Genomic DNA, 14,110 nt, shown 5'->3' on the forward strand with positions numbered 1-14,110 from the left:
GCTGCCGCCCGTCTCATGGCGGGGCAGACTAGCCGCTCCGCGCGTCAGCGCAACTTAATTTCAGGGGGCAACCCGGCTTACCGTACCGTAAAGCGCACACGGTCAATCATTCGGCCGCCTGGATCAATCAGCGCGAGCATATGTGCGCCCGGGCGGGGCAATATTTGTTGCCCGGCGTCGGCATCGCCGAGCGGCTTTTTGTCAAGGATCAGCCGGTATCCGGCGACCGATCCGCTGACCGTGACCGCGAGCCGCTGGCGATCAATCGGAATGTCGGGGTCGAGCGCATAGACGCTGCCGCTGACCGGGCTGGTGATGCGCGGACGGCGCGCGGCCTGCGGCGCGGCCGCCATCTCGGTTTGCGCAGTACCGGTAAGGAAATATTCGCGGCGCGGCGGCTCGCGCGTGCCGGGGAGGCTGACCTGCCGCAGCTCGACGCCGCCCGGCATTTTCGGTGGCTGGCCGGGTCTCCCCGCATGGAGCGCCATCATCACGTCGCGCCACACCGGCGCGGCGCCCGAGGTGCCCGAGACGGCGCGCATCGAATCGCCCTCGAGATTGCCGACCCATACCGCGACGGTGAAACGGTCCGAATAGCCGATGCACCAATTGTCGCGCATGCCTTTCGAGGTGCCGGTCTTGGCGGCCGCCCAGAAAGGGAGGCGGAGTGCGCTGTCGGCGCCGAAGGCGTCGGCGCGGGCCGAGGCGTCGGCGAGAATGTCGCCGACGATGAAGGCGGCGGCGGGGTTGACGATCGCGCGCGCTTCTTCACCATCTTTGCGCATATCGCCGAAGTGGACCGGCGACCACTTGCCCATATTCGCCAATGTCCTGAAGGCGTTGGCTTGTTCGACAAGCGACACTTCGGCCGAGCCCAAGGCAAGCGAGAAGCCGTAATATTCGCCGTCCTCGACCAGGCCGTGATAGCCGAGCGCCCACAGGCGGTCGCGGAACTGCTGGACGTCGTCGATGATGAGCGTGCGCACCGCGGGGACGTTGAGCGACGAGGCGAGCGCGTGGCGGACGCTGACCGGCCCCTTGAAGCTGCGGTCGTAATTTTTGGGGACGTAGAGCCCCGAGGCGGTGTCGAGCTGAACTGGGCTGTCTTCGAGGATCGACGCGGCGGTGAGCCAACCATGCTCGATCACCTGCGCATAGAGATGCGGTTTGAGCGTCGAGCCCGCTTGCCGCCGCGCATTGGCGCCGTCGACCTGCGCGGCGGTGGATCCGAGGCCGACGCCGCCGACATAGGCGAGCACTTCGCCGGTCGCGTTGTCGAGCACCACGACCGCGCCGTCGCGGACGCGGTTCGCGCCGAGCCCCGCGAGCTGGCGGCGCAGCGCGACGATCGCAGCGGTCTGGATGCGGCGGTCGATCGTCGTCGTGACGCGCTTGCCGGGCTTGTCGAGCAGGCGGACGGCAAGGTGTGGCGCGAGGCCGGGGTCGAAGCGTGCGGCATGTTCGCCCGAGACGAGCGTCGCGGCGGCGGCGCGGATCGCCGAACAGTCGCGCGTCCCCGCGACGCGGCACGCGCGGCGGCCGAGTGCTTCGGCGCCCGCAGCGGGGTTGGGAAGTAGCCCCGCGAACAGCGCGGCGTCGGTGTGGTTCATCTGGGCGGGCTTCTTGCCGAACAGGCTTTGCGCGCCCGCGCCGATGCCCTGCGCCTCGCCGCGCAAGGGCAGAAGATTGAAATAGGCCTCGAGCATCTGTTCGTGCGACCAGTTTGCCGCGAGCGCCTGTCCCGCGCGCATCTGACGGATCTTGGTGCGCCAGTCGCGCTGGCCCGGCTGCGCGAGGCCGGGGTCGAGGAAGGCCGCGAGCTGCATCGCGAGCGTCGAGGCGCCGCGCGAGCTGCCGCCGGTCTCCCCCCTTGTCAGGCGCGCGCGGACGGCGCTCGCGACCGCGAGCCAGTCGACCCCGGCGTGCGACCAGAAACGCCGGTCCTCGGCGTTCACCACTGCGTCGCGGACGGCGGGGCTGATGTCGCCGAGCGGCACCCACGCGAGGCGGCGGCGTTCGAAATCGACGCGCTCGCTGTCGAGGAGCTGGCCGTCGCGGTCGTAGAGCCAGGCTTCGCTGGCGCGCCAGTCGGCGCGCACTTTCTCATACTCCGGCAGCGCGGGTGGGCGCGTGACAAGGTGCGCGGCGGTGACGAGGACGAGCAGGGTCAGGGCCGTCCACGCCAGTGCATCGAACCAGCGGCGTTTGCCGGGCATCATTGTTTGAGAGGCCCAACAAATCCTCTCCGTGCCGCAGGCATGGGGAGGGGGACCATCCGAAGGATGGTGGAGGGGCCGGGGTCGTGCGCCAAAAGCCCCTCCGTCAGCGCTTCACGCTGCCACCTCCCCATCGCCGCGCGACAGGGAGGATCTTGTTGGAGTGCTGTCTGATCATCGCCCGACACTCGCCACCGTCATCGGCGCGTTCGGCCACTGGCCGCGGATCGCGGGCGAATACATCGCCTCGACGCGCGTCGGCGGCAGGGTGAATTTGCCCGAACCGTTCAACCGCACGACATATTCGACCGCATGGGTGCCCGCGGGCATCCAGCCGAAATAGCCGCGCCAGCTGTCCTCGCCGCGTTCGACATAGCTCGGCTGCGCGCCCGATCCGTTCGCCTGTTCGGCCAGCATTTCGGACTGGCCGCCGAGGTTGCCGACGATCGTCGCGCCCGGCGCGACCGGATCGTTGATGACGACCCACGTCCGGCCCGCCGCCGCGACGACCTCGATCCGCACCTTGATCACGTCGCCGCGCGTCAGCCGGTCCTTGTTCGCCGCCTTGACGATGCTGACCGAGCGCTTGATTCGGTAGCCCGCGTTGAGTGGTTCCTTGAGTGGCACCGCCGCCTTGACGCTGACGGTGGCCCATGGCGCGCCGCCGCCTTGGTGGCTGAGGTTCATCGTCGCGGCGTTGAGTGCGACGCGGAGCGGCGAGACGGGTTCGGCCGACAGCGGCCAGCTTTGCGAGGCGGTGTCGCCCGCGAGGCCGATATTGGTGATGCCGGTGATCGCGCTTGCCGGATAGAGGGCGGCGAAGCGGCGGACGGTGACCGCGCCCCATGCGTTGGCGGGGGTGGTGTCCCAATGGCCCTTGCGCTGGCGCTGTGCGACGCCGACCATCAGCTTGCCCGCGTCATCCTCCCAGCCCTTGCGGCCGAGCACGGCTTCCAAGGCCTTGATCGCCATTTCGTCGCCGCTCGTCATCATCCACCACGGAGCCTTGGCGTCGTCGACGAGGTCGAGGCGCGTGCCTTCGTAGACGAGGCGTTTGCGCAACTCGGCCTCGGCTGCGGTGCGCAGCGCGGGGGCATTCCGCACCCCCGGCGTCTTTTCGAGCGCGACGAGCCAGTCGGCGAGCGTGCTGGTCGCCATGTCGGCGGGCGCGACGTCGATCGCGGCGACGAGGCTCGCGCTCGACGCCTTGTTGCGCGCGAGTGCGGCGAGCGCTGCGATGCGCACGGGGCGGATGTCCCACGGGCCATAGCCCTTGCGCGTGAGGCGCCCTTCGACGACCGCCTGCAGCGCCTTCACCATCTTTTCGCTCGATGCTTCGGGGATCGCGAAGCCGTTCGCAGCGGTCACGCTCATCACATAGGCGGTGAGTTCGATCGACCCGGTCATGCGCTCGTTCGGCCAGTAGCGGAGCAACCCGTCGTCATCGAGATAGGTCGGCATCGCACCCGCGAGCGCCTGCCACCGCCCGACATCGCCCAATGCCACGGCGCGTGACGTCTGCTGTTCAAAGCAGGTGTAGGGATAGGCGCTCATATAGTCGCGCACGCCGGTGAGCGGTGGTGCGAGCGTGCCCGCGAGCGCGATATCGACATAGCCGCCGGGGAGCGCGCCCGCGGGGATCGCGATCGGCAGCGTCGTATTGGGGCCGACGCGGAAGAGGCTCGCCGCCCAGGTCTCGACCGGCACCGCGGGTTCGACCGTCTGTTCGAAGACGAGGCGGTCGCGCGCCTTGCCGTCCTTTGACGCCGCATCGACGGTCCACTCGATCGGGCCGGTGGCTTCGGGCGCGGTCATCGACCAGCTGATTGGTACCGCGCCGCCCGCGGGGATAGTGACGGTGAGCGGCGGCGCGGTCGCGACGGCGGGTGACAGCGCCGGGGTCGCGGTAACCTCCATCGCCTTGTCGGTGCCGTTGCGCAGCGTGAAGCGCGCATCGTAGGTGTCGCCGGTACGCACCAGTTCGGGCATGCTGGCAAAGACGCCGAGATCCTGCACAGTGCGCACGCTCGTTTCGCCGGTGCCGAAATATTGGGGTCCATCGGTCGCGATGGCGACGAGGCGGAAGCCCGAGAGATTGTCGCTGAGCGGCACGTCGATGCTCGCGCGGCCTTTGGCATCGAGCGGAACGTTGCCCTTCCAGAGCAGCACGGGGCGGAAATCCTCGCGCGTCAGGCCCGAGAGGTCGCCGCCGCCCCCGCCGCCGGGTTCGAGCGCCTTGCGGCCGTAGTGACGCTTGCCGACCACCTGCATCTGCGCGGTCGAGGTGAGCACGTCGAGCGTGCGTTCGCCCATCATCGCGTTCAGCACCTCCCAGCTTTCGTTGGGGGCTAGCTGGAGCAAGGCCTCGTCGACCGCGGCGAAGGCGACGTCGGCGTTCTTCGGCGCCTTGCCGCTCGGGGTCTTGACTTCGATGTCGACTTTCGCGGTTTCGCGGACCGAATATTTCTCCTTGTCGGCCTTGACCTTGACGCCGAGCTTATGGCCTTCCCAGCCGACCTTGATCCGCGCGATGCCCATGCGGTAGGCGGGCTTGGCGAGGTCGACCAGGGCGGTCGGCGGCGCGCCTTCGCTATTCTCGATCTTGAAGCCGGCTGCGCGCTTCAGCTTGCGGAACCAGCTCTCGCCGCCGGTGACGCGGCCGCGCACCGCCATGACCGAGACATAGACGTCGGGGGCGTAGGTCGCGGGCAGCTTGACCTTGACGACAGGATTCGTGCCCTTGAGCGGCACGACGAAGCTCGACAGCACGCCCTCGCGCTCGACCGTGACGAGCGCGGTCGCTTCGCGGAACGGCATGCGGACCTGGAATTTCGCAGTGTCGCCCGCGGCGTAGCGCGGCTGTTCGGCGATCACGTCCATGCGGTCGCCATTGTCGCCGCCGAACCACCAGTCGTCGTCGCCCGCGAGCCACACCGAGCGCACCGCGCGCGCTTCGTTGCCGTCGGCATCCTGCGTGGTCGCAACGACGGTGACTTCGCCCGAGACGCCGGGCGCCATCGCGCAGCTCGCGCGGCCGAGCTTGTCGGTGGTCGCGCTGCACGTCGCGCCGAGGCGCGTCGTGCGCATCTGGTTGTCATAGGCGTAGAAGCCGCCGATCAGGCGGCGCCGCGCGGTGATGATCTCACGGTTGTAGAGCGCGACGTCGATGCGCTGGCCGCGGATCGGCTTGCCGTCCAAGTCGAGCGCGATGAAATTGAGGCGGAGGTCGTTGTCGCGCATCAGCCAGCCGTCGGTCTTGAGCCCGAGCCGGACCGCCGAGGGGTAAAGGGTGATGCGGCGGCTCGACGTCAGCGTCTCGCCATTCGCGTCCTCATAATCCATTTCGGCGGCCATCAGCGTCGGTTCGGTGATCGGCTGGTCGACCGTGACGCTCGTCGTCGCGCTGCCATTGGCGTCGAGGGTGAGCGGGACCGAGCGCGCGAGCGGCAGGTCGGCCGACGGCGTATCGCCGCCGTCGTCGAGCTGGACGACGCCCTCCTTGACCGGCTGGCCGTCGAAATCCCAGTCGCGATAATCCTCCGGCGGCGACCAGCTCGACCGGAAATTGGTGCGGAGCTCGACGGGGATATTGGGCGCGGGGCCGCCCGAGAGATAGCCGACGAAGAGGTTGAGCGGTACCGCGGCGGGGCGAACGAGCGCGGTTTTCGGCCCGGTGATCGTCGCCTTCATCGTCGGCAGGCGATATTCGTCGACCCGAACCGTCTGGCCCGGCCAGATCGTCTTGTCCTCGCCGTCCTTATCCTTGGTGACGAAGACGAGCTCATAATCGCCCATCGGCGCCGACGCAGGGACGTTCCAGACGGTCTCGCCGCTGCCCGTGGCGGAAATCGCGAACGGCATCTCGAATTCGGTGTCCGAGCCGCGGTGGACAAGGCGGAGCTTGCCCGCGAGCGCTTCGGGGGTACGGAAGCCGAGTCCGACCGGGCGGCGCAGGATATGCTTCATGTGAACCGTCTCGCCCGCCTTGACGAGCGCGCGGTCGAAGACGGTGTGCAGGATGTCCGCCCGCTCCGACCAGCCATAGGGGAGGTCAAAGTCATAGGGACGGATGCCGTTTCCCCAGTCGGTGAGCGTGAAGCTGAAATCATCGCCCGAGCGCGCGCTGACCATCAGGGCATGGCCTTCGCTTTTCGCCATGTCGGGATTTTCCTCGCAGCTCGAATATGTTTCGGGTTCGGGCAGCGCCGACGGGAAGGCGAGGCGGCCCGCCTTGTCGGCGGTGCCGCGCGCGAGCAGGCGGCCGGTGCAGGCGTCGGTGACGCGGATTTCGGCGCCGCTGACGGGAAGGCCGGTGTCGAGCGCGGTCGCCCACGCGAGCGAGCCTTCGCGCCCCCATTTGAAATGCACCGCCATATTGGTGACGAGCGCGGCGGTCGCGACATAGCGCGTCTCGCGGCGGCCGAGCAGCGCGGCGCCGAGTTCAGGACTCGCGATCTCGACGACGTGGAAGCCCTTTTCGGCGAGCGGAATGCCGACGACCTCGAATTCCTTGCCGCCGCCCGGCGGGGTCAGTTGCAGGTTGCGGCGTTCGCCGCCCGCCGGGGCGCCGACGAACACCGACTTGGTGCCGGTGTAGTTCACGGTGACGTCCTTGCCGGCGGCGTTTTTTTCCTCGCGATAGTCGGTGTCGTCGGCGTCGTCGACGCGGCGGAGCCAGCGCGCGATCGCGGCATCGTCGTCGCCGACTTTCAACGCCGCCACGGGCATCTTGAGGTTCGACTGGACGAGGCTGGCTTCGACCCCGCGCACGGTGACCGGCAGCACGCCGCCCTCGCCAGCTTCTAGGATGCCGAAGTCGGCGGCGAATTTGACCAGCGGCGGCGCGCGGTCAATGTGGAATTTCAGCGGGAAGTTCGACTGGTTCTGTAGCTTGCGGCCGCTCTGGTCGGTGACATTCGCGGGCAGCACGAGCGTCGCGTCGACATTCTGTGGCAGCGGGCCGGCGAAGCGCACGGTGGTCAGCCAGGCGTCGTTCTTGTCGTCGTCGTCGATTTGGGGCGCGAGTGTCTTGCCATCGGAGGTGCTAAGCGCCGCGGCGAGCGCGCTCTCGCGCCGCACGGGCGCGGCGAAGCTCAGCACGACATCCTTGATCGGGTTACAGCCCGCCTGCGGATTGACGCGGCTGCACGACATTTTGGCGGTGAACGCGGGGCGCACGTCATAATCGAAACGCTGGTCGCGACCCGCAGTGCGGCCGGGGACGCCGGCTTGGCTGATGCGCGCATCCCAGACGAGCGCCATCTCGCGTCCCGGCGGCAATGGCCGGCGGCATTTGACGGGGACGATGCGGTCGAGCGCGGCCTCGCGGTCGGCGCCCGCGGCGGGGAAACGCTGCGGCAGGCCGGCGTCGTAGGTGAAGGACTGGCGCGACCAATTATTGTCGCCGAGGCCGGTCAGGATTTCAGTCGCGGTTTCGCGCGGCAGGACGTCGAGCGGGATCTTCTCGCCGATGCCGTCGACCGCGCAATAGCCGTAGCGGCCGACCGAGGCGCGGTCGGCGGCGACGTTGGTTGCGACGAGGAAAATCTGCTCTTCCTCGATCCCGCCGCCCATGCCGCCAACGAGCACCGCGCGCGCCGAGGGGCCGCCGGTGTCGAGCGCGAAGCGGCTGTTGCCCGCGACCGCAACGCCGCGCGCGGTGGTGAGCCCGTCGCGAAGTTCGACATGACAGGCGAGCCCGCCGGGGAGCGGTTTATCGAATTCGAGCACCCAGGTGCGCGTGTCGACCCAGCGGCCGGTCGACGGAAGCTTGCAGTCGTTGGTAGCGGGTGCGGGTGCGCGCGGATCGCCGAGCGGGACCATGTCTTCGGAGAAACGCAAGGTGAAGCGCGTGATCGTGCCGTCGCCGGTGCCCGAGCTGCCCGGCGTCGCGAGCGTGACCTGCGGCACGGTGTCGGCGGTCGCGGTCGCGGCCATCGCGAGGGCGAGCGGCAGGATCAGCGCCAGTTTTGCCTTGCCGGCCATGCCTGTAGCTAGCGCGCGCCATGCCTTGCCCATCGCTTCGTCTCCCCTTCTGGCCCGGATATCTATCCTGCTGGAAACAGGGACAAGAGTCCACCCGTCGCCGCGCGCTCGGCACGGTTAGTCGCGGTCGGGGAAAATGCTGTGACCGGGGTCACAGACGGCGCGGGATATCAGCGCGCGAGCATCGGACCGAGCGGCTGGCCGGCGAAGATGTGGACGTGGAGGTGCGGGATTTCCTGGTGGCTGTCGAGTCCGGTGTTGGCGAGCAGGCGGTAGCCGGGGGCGACGAGGCCCTGATCGCGCGCGACCTTGCCGACCGCGCGAACGAAGCCCGCGATCTCGGCGTCGCTGCCGCGCTCCGAAAAATCGTCCCAGCTGACATAGGCGCCCTTGGGAATCACGAGGATGTGCAGTGGCGCTTGCGGATTGATGTCGTGGAAGGCGAGGGCGAATTCGTCCTCGTAGACGGTCTTCGACGGCAGCTCGCCGCGCAGGATGCGCGCGAAGATATTGGTCTCGTCATAGGGACGGGTCGCATCGATCGGCATGGGGAAGCTCCTATTGGGGGCGGCCGGCCTTTTCGGCGTGGCCCGAGGTGCCGTGGCGGCGCGCCAATTCGGCGGCGATGTCGTTCCATGACAGGCCGCGTGTCGCAAGCAGGATGGTGAGGTGGAAAACGAGGTCAGCCGCCTCGCCGGTCAGAGCGGCGTCATCCTCGGTGAGCGCCGCGATCACGGTCTCGACCGCTTCCTCGCCCAGCTTTTGCGCGATCTTGCCGCGGCCCTTGGCGGCGAGGCTCGCGACATAGGAAGCCTCGGCGTCGCCCGCCGCGAGGCGGTCGCGGACAATCGATTCCAGCCGGTCCAATGTCTCGCCCAGCGCGCTCACCATTATCCGATCCTTTCGGACGCGTGCGTAGCGATGCGCGCGGGTGTCGGCAAGCAGGCGCGGCGCTCAAAAAATTACCGCCGCGTAAACCATATCGAAACGCCCCGGGGCTAATTTCCGGCGCGCCGGGGGGCGAGATCAACTTCTATTCGAACAAGGATGACGAAAATGGGCACCCGTTCCCAGGTGTTTTCGGCCCAGGTGTTTCTAGCCGCAACGGCCTCGGCGATTGCTTTATCGGCGAGCCCCGCAATGGCGCAGGACGACGCCGACGAAATCATCGTCACCGGCTCGCGCATCGCAAAGAGCGAATTCACCAGCGCCGACCCGATCCAGATCATCGATCCCGAATCGGCGAAGCTGCAAGGACAGGTACAGCTCGCCGACGTGCTGCAGTCGGCACCGGCGGCGCAGGGATCGATCCAGATCACCTCGGCGATCTCGAATCGCTTTGTCGCCAATGGCGGCAATGATGTGCAGACGGTGTCGCTGCGCGGCCTCGGCGCCGAGCGGACATTGGTGCTGATCAACGGCCGCCGCGCGGGACCCGCGGGCATCCGTGGGTCGGTCGCGCCCTTCGACCTCAACGTGCTGCCGCTGTCGGTGGTGCGGCAGGTCGAGATACTCAAGACCGGCGCCTCGTCGATCTATGGCTCCGATGCCGTAGCAGGCGTGGTCAATATATTGACCCGCGACGACCTCGACGGCTTCGAGGCCGGCGGCTTTTCATCGATCACCGAACATGGCGGCGGCGAAAGCTATGGCGCCGACGCGAGCTTCGGCAAGACATTCGATCGCGGCCATTTTTTCGCGACGGTCGATTTTTTCCGCCAGCAGAATCTGACGCGCCGCGACCGCGGCTTCCTCTTCTGCTCCGAGGAATATCTGAAGCGCGAGGCCGACGGCAGCCGCGCGGACATCGTCGATTTCCGCACCGGACGCCCGGCGTGCAGCAGCACGCAGGCGAACATGATCGTGTTCAGCGATTTTTCGGGGGTCGACGAAAATGGTTTCCCCACATTCGGCCCCGGCCTGATCGCGCCGAACGGGCAGGCGATCTTCGCGGGTCAATATGGCAGCGAATTCGCGGGCGTCGGCATCCCGATCAACGCGTACAACCCGATCGGCGTGTTCGGCCCCGCCGATTTCTTCGGGGTCAATTTCGACGGCCCCTCGACGGGCGCGCTCAACCAGTTCGAGCCCGCCGAGCAGGATATGGACGTGTTTTCGGGCGTGCGCCGCATCAGCGCGTTCGCCGAGGGGACTTACGACGTCACCGACGGCATCACCGCTTATGGCGAATTCCTGTTCAGCAACCGCAAGTCGCACAACAATGGCGTCCAGCGGATCGAGCTGCAGCAGTTCACCGGCGCGTCGATGCTGCCTTTCTTCCTCTGCGACCCGACGCAGTATAATTGCGATCCGGGTGATCTCGGCGATCCGCTCAATGGCGAGTTCGGCGGCAACCTGATCCTGCGCCCGCGCGTGCTGGTGAAGTCCGAAAGCCGGGCCGACGTCGATTATTATCGCGGTGTGCTTGGGTTGCGCGGCGATTTCGGGGCGGGATGGAAATGGGACGTCCACGGCCAGCACAGCCGGTCGGACGCGAGCTATACGCAGGATGTCATCTATCGGGACGCGCTCGCGTCGCAGACCTTGCGCACGCGCTCGTGCGCGGGGACGGTCACCGCGATCCGCGGCGCGGAGTGCATCGACATCGACTTCACCGATCCGCGCGTGCTGCGCGGCAATTTCACTCCCGCCGAGCGTGCCTTCCTGACAGGGCGCGAGACGGGGCGGACCTTGTTCAAGCAGACATCGGCCGAGGCGCTGCTGACGGGTAAGCTTCTGACGCTTCCGGCCGGGCCCGTCGGCGTCGCGATCGGCGCGAATATCCGCCGCGACGAGATCGACGACACGCCCGGCGAAGCGACGCTCGCCGGCAATGTCGCCAATTTCACGACCTCGGGCATCACCGCGGGGCGCACCGTGTCGAAGGAGCTTTTCGGCGAGGTCGAGCTGCCGCTGCTTGCAGGCGTGCCGATGATCGAGCGGCTGACGCTGTCGGGCGCGGCGCGCTACACGCATGTCGAGGCGACCGCGCGTGGCGGCGCGCAGGACAGCTTCGGCGATACGACGTGGAAGGTCGGCGCCGACTGGGCGGTGGCCGACTGGCTACGGTTCCGCGGCACCTGGGGCACCTCGTTCCGCGCGCCGGCGCTGTTCGAACTCTTCCTTCAGGACCAGACGGGTTTCCTCGGTCAGCCGGATATCGATCCGTGCATCCAAACCGCGGCGCGGCTCGCGGCGGGCGCGATCAGCCAGCGCATCTTCGACAATTGCGCCGCCGATGGCATCGCGCCCGACTATGCCGGCGGAATCGGCCCGGCGACGATCGTGTCGGGCGGCGGGCTCGGCCGGCTCGAACCCGAAACCTCGACCGCGAAGACCGTGTCGGTCATCCTCACCCCCGATTTGTCGGGGGCGCTATGGCGCGGGCTCAAGACGCGGCTTGCGGTCGATTATTTCGACATCAAGGTGAAGGACGAGATCGCGCTGCTCGGCGCGGGCAACCTCCTCACCGGCTGTTATGATTCGGAAAATTTCGCTGCCGAACCCTTCTGCGGCCTGTTCACGCGCACCGCCGCCGGACCCGACGCGCAGAGCGTCGCGGCGGTCACCGACCGCTATGTCAACATCAGCCGCCAGCGCAATCGCGGCGTCGACGTGTCGCTCGCGGTCGATCAGGACCTCGGCAATCTGGGGTCGCTGACCTTCCGCGCGCAGATGACCTGGCAGGTCGAGGACAAGGTCGAACTCTTTCCCGGCACCGAGATCGACGACAATGGCAAGATCGGCAATCCGAAGTGGGTAGGCGATTTCAACCTCGGCTGGATGAAGGAGGGCTGGACGCTCTTTTACGGGCTCGACGTCACCGGCGCGGCGTCGAACGAGAAGGATCTGCTCCGCGCGCAGGGCGGCGACGCCTGCCGTACCTCGAGCTTCCGTCCCGGTGGGCGCTTCTGCCCCGATGTCAGCGTGCCCGCGACCTTCTATCATTCGCTGTCGCTGAGCCGCGATGTCGCCGACCGTTTCCGGATCACGCTGGGCGTAGCAAATCTGTTCGACACGCCGCCGCCGCGCGTGTCGACCGTCGTCACTGCGACGCCGCCGGTCATCGGGCAGGCGCCGGCGTTCGGGACGCAATATGATTATCTGGGGCGGCGCTTCTTCCTGGGGGTACGCGGGAAGATTTGAGTCGGGTTTCCGCGATATAAGGACGGCAACTCCCGGCTGTAACCGGTCGTTGGCAAACCGGCGTTCCAAACAAAAAGGGCGGCTCGTGGGCCGCCCTTTCCGTTTGCCTGTCCGGCGGATCAGTCCTGATGCGGCTGGATGTTCACCGCCGCGAACTTGCCGCGGTCGTCGACCTCGATGTCGAATGCGACGCGGTCGCCTTCGTCGAGGCCGGTCATGCCGGCGCGCTGCACCGCGCTGATGTGGACGAAGGCGTCGGCCTGTCCGTCGTCGCGTGCGATGAAGCCGAAGCCCTTCGTCGTGTTGAAGAATTTCACCGTGCCCGAGGTGCGTTCACCGGTCAGCTGACGCCGGCCGCGGGCGCCGCCCGGACGGTCGCCGTCGCGCTGGCGCGGAGCGAATTCCTCGATCGGCAGGGGCTCGCCCTCGATCTTGAGGTCGATCGCCGACACCTTGCCGTTGCGTTCGACGAGCGTGAAGCCGAGCGGCTGGCCCGAAGCGAGGCCCTGCAGGCCCGCCTGTTCGACCGCGCTGATGTGAACGAACACATCTTCGCCGCCATCGTCGCGGGCGACGAAGCCGAAGCCCTTCGATGCGTTGAAGAACTTCACCGTGCCCTGGCCCTCGCCGACGACCTGCGCGGGCATGCCGCCGCCGCGTCCGCCGCCGAAGCCGCCCCCGCCGCCGCGGTCGCCACCGCCGAAGCCACCGCGATCGCCGCCGCCGAAGCCGCCGCGATCACGATCGCCGAAGCCGCCACGACCGCCGCCGTAGCTGTCGCCACCGTAGGGTGCCGGTTCAAAGCTGTCGAAATTGCCGAAATCATCGCGCTTGCCGCGTCCCCGATGGCCACGGCGATCCTTGTTGAAACTCATTGCTTAGTAGTCGCTTTCGGTCGTCCACACCCCATTCAACCGGCTCCTTGCGCCGGACGGGGACGCAGTTCACCACGGGCACGGACTCGCCCCATGCCACCAAGGGCGCAAGATATAGCCTAATTATCCACAGGCTGCGAACAGAAAATTTCAGAAAGATGGTGCGGAATATTGCACGGTTTGCCGCGGGCTTCGGCGACCCGGGGCCGGGCCCCAAAACCAGCCATTGAGCGGCAGGGCTGCTTGGCCTAAGGCGGCGGCTATGACTGTCTATTTCCACGAAGAAGATCTGCCCGAGGGCGTGCTGCGCCCGGGCCCGGTCGCGGTCGATACCGAAACCATGGGTTTGAACCCGCTGCGCGACCGATTGTGCCTCGTCCAGATCAGCGACGGATCGGGCGACGAGCATCTGGTGCGCTTTGGTCCCGGCAGCGCCTATGACGCGCCGGTTCTGAAGGCGATTCTGACCGATCCGTCGCGGCTGAAACTCTTTCATTTCGCGCGCTTCGACATCGCCGCGCTGCAGCAGGCGCTCGGCGTGGTGACCGCGCCGGTCTATTGCACCAAGATCGCCTCCAAGCTGGTGCGCACCTATACCGACCGGCACGGGCTCAAGGAACTGGTGCGCGAGCTGCTCGGCCAGGAAGTGTCGAAGCAGCAGCAGTCGAGCGACTGGGGCGCCGCCGAGCTCAGCGACGCGCAGCGCGACTATGCGGCGAGCGATGTGCGTTTCCTGCATGCGATGAAGGAAATTCTCGACGTGCGGCTGGCGCGCGAGGGGCGCACGGCGCTTGCGCAGGCCTGTTTCGATTTCCTGCCGACGCGCGCCGCGCTCGACCTTGCGGGCTGGCCCGAGGTCGATATTTTCGCGCATAGCTGAAGGTCCGG

Annotated in this window: 7 protein-coding genes; 2 read left to right on the forward strand and 5 right to left on the reverse strand. The window is 67.6% G+C overall.

Annotation, left to right across the window (positions count from 1 at the left end; all coding sequences use genetic code 11):
- Positions 1-77: 77 nt before the first annotated feature.
- From pbpC to E5675_RS01085, 4 genes are all read right to left on the reverse strand, one after another.
- A complete protein-coding gene (gene pbpC / locus E5675_RS01070) occupies positions 78-2,219 on the reverse strand; it encodes a penicillin-binding protein 1C (protein ID WP_210727588.1) in 2,142 nt (713 codons plus the stop codon).
- Between the two features lie 171 nt (positions 2,220-2,390).
- The gene (locus tag E5675_RS01075) at positions 2,391-8,234 is read right to left on the reverse strand and encodes an MG2 domain-containing protein (RefSeq protein WP_247594743.1); all 5,844 of its coding nucleotides are present in this window, start codon (positions 8,232-8,234) and stop codon (positions 2,391-2,393) included.
- Positions 8,235-8,371: 137 nt separating this feature from the next.
- The gene (locus tag E5675_RS01080) at positions 8,372-8,749 is read right to left on the reverse strand and encodes a histidine triad nucleotide-binding protein (RefSeq protein WP_136173060.1); all 378 of its coding nucleotides are present in this window, start codon (positions 8,747-8,749) and stop codon (positions 8,372-8,374) included.
- 10 nt (positions 8,750-8,759) lie between these two features.
- A complete protein-coding gene (locus E5675_RS01085; RefSeq protein WP_168707956.1) occupies positions 8,760-9,080 on the reverse strand; it encodes a phosphoribosyl-ATP diphosphatase in 321 nt (106 codons plus the stop codon).
- Positions 9,081-9,257: 177 nt separating this feature from the next.
- On the opposite strand from E5675_RS01085, the gene E5675_RS01090 reads away from it, so the two are divergent.
- Complete coding sequence (locus E5675_RS01090; RefSeq protein ID WP_168707773.1) at positions 9,258-12,347, forward strand: TonB-dependent receptor; 3,090 nt, start codon at positions 9,258-9,260, stop codon at positions 12,345-12,347.
- 119 nt (positions 12,348-12,466) lie between these two features.
- On the opposite strand, the gene E5675_RS21870 is transcribed toward E5675_RS01090, so the two are convergent.
- Positions 12,467-13,222: a cold-shock protein gene (locus E5675_RS21870; protein ID WP_136173063.1), complete on the reverse strand. Its 756-nt coding sequence runs from the start codon at positions 13,220-13,222 to the stop codon at positions 12,467-12,469.
- A 262-nt stretch (positions 13,223-13,484) separates the two neighbouring features.
- Here E5675_RS21870 and E5675_RS01100 point away from each other — a divergent pair, with 262 nt between their 5' ends.
- Positions 13,485-14,102: a ribonuclease H-like domain-containing protein gene (locus tag E5675_RS01100; RefSeq protein WP_136173064.1), complete on the forward strand. Its 618-nt coding sequence runs from the start codon at positions 13,485-13,487 to the stop codon at positions 14,100-14,102.
- Positions 14,103-14,110 lie beyond the last annotated feature (8 nt).

Source organism: Sphingopyxis sp. PAMC25046 (assembly GCF_004795895.1).
Classification (GTDB): Bacteria; Pseudomonadota; Alphaproteobacteria; order Sphingomonadales; family Sphingomonadaceae; genus Sphingopyxis.

What these genes read in the sequence shown, in the direction of transcription:
- E5675_RS01090 (WP_168707773.1), top strand. Translation starts at nt 9,258, where the DNA reads ATGGGCACCCGTTCCCAGGTGTTTTCGGCCCAGGTGTTTCTAGCCGCA.
- E5675_RS21870 (WP_136173063.1), bottom strand. Translation starts at nt 13,222, where the DNA reads ATGAGTTTCAACAAGGATCGCCGTGGCCATCGGGGACGCGGCAAGCGC.
- pbpC (WP_210727588.1), bottom strand. Translation starts at nt 2,219, where the DNA reads ATGATGCCCGGCAAACGCCGCTGGTTCGATGCACTGGCGTGGACGGCC.
- E5675_RS01100 (WP_136173064.1), top strand. Translation starts at nt 13,485, where the DNA reads ATGACTGTCTATTTCCACGAAGAAGATCTGCCCGAGGGCGTGCTGCGC.
- E5675_RS01075 (WP_247594743.1), bottom strand. Translation starts at nt 8,234, where the DNA reads ATGGGCAAGGCATGGCGCGCGCTAGCTACAGGCATGGCCGGCAAGGCA.
- E5675_RS01080 (WP_136173060.1), bottom strand. Translation starts at nt 8,749, where the DNA reads ATGCCGATCGATGCGACCCGTCCCTATGACGAGACCAATATCTTCGCG.